The sequence below is a fragment of the Sphingobium tyrosinilyticum genome (assembly GCF_042654265.1).
Classification (GTDB): Bacteria; Pseudomonadota; Alphaproteobacteria; order Sphingomonadales; family Sphingomonadaceae; genus Sphingobium; species Sphingobium tyrosinilyticum.
In genome coordinates this window covers 1-501 of sequence record NZ_JBHSFZ010000055.1, presented here as the reverse complement: position 1 = coordinate 501, position 501 = coordinate 1, and the positions used below count along the sequence as shown (strand labels likewise).

1 protein-coding gene is annotated in these 501 nt (G+C 61.7%); it reads right to left on the bottom strand.

Annotated elements, in window-relative coordinates:
• A partial coding sequence (locus ACFO3E_RS15885) for a lipoyl synthase (RefSeq protein ID WP_380806079.1) occupies nucleotides 1–501 on the bottom strand: 501 nt, incomplete at both ends.

Below are 501 nucleotides of genomic sequence, written 5' to 3'. Positions count from 1 at the left end.
ATTGTGGTTATAGACGTCCGGCCGCGCAGCCACGATCATCTCGACGGCCCGCTCATGCTTGTTCCGGAAATCTGGCGTCAAAATCTCGATGGTCGTATCCGGAGTCGTGCGACGCAGCGCCTCGATCACTTTCACGAACTGCGACGCGCCGCCATCGGGCAGGTCGTCCCGATCCACCGAAGTGATGACGATATGTTCGAGCCCCATCTCCGCACAGGCATCGGCGAGGTTCTGCGGCTCATTAGGATCGACCTTACGCGGCATGCCTGTCTTGACGTTGCAGAAGGCGCAGGCCCGGGTGCAAACGTCGCCCAGGATCATCACCGTCGCATGCTTCTTGGTCCAGCATTCACCGATATTGGGACAGGCCGCTTCTTCGCAGACCGTCGCGAGCCCCTTTTCGCGCATCAGTTTACGCGTTTCGTGATAGCCTGGGCTGGTCGGCGCCTTGACGCGGATCCAGTCCGGCTTGCGGACACGTTGCGGCTGGGGCGGGACGGG